Below are 315 nucleotides of genomic sequence, written 5' to 3'. Positions count from 1 at the left end.
TTCGTACATCGCGGAAACGCACCCTGTGATGCACGTCTAAACACCTTTCCGACCGACCGGCAGCATCGTAGCGTATCGGGCCCGCCCGCCCGCGGCATAACGGAGTTGATGCCGCGGGCAGGTGGGCCCGACTGGGATCGGCGGTCGTCTGTCGCTTCTGGGTCTTCTGGGGTGCCTCGCCCAGAGTCCTCACCGTCCGCTCGACGGATAACAGGTCGTTGAACCCGCAACCCGGGTCACTTCCGGCGGTCCCGGCGCCGGTCCGGTCGCTGCTGCGTAGACTATGCCCGTCGGCCCCGCCGCTGTTTGCGGGTT

Origin of the sequence: Rubrivirga sp. SAORIC476, assembly GCF_002283555.1 — a bacterium.
Taxonomy (GTDB): domain Bacteria; phylum Bacteroidota; class Rhodothermia; order Rhodothermales; family Rubricoccaceae; genus Rubrivirga.
This window is presented reverse-complemented; position numbering follows the sequence as displayed.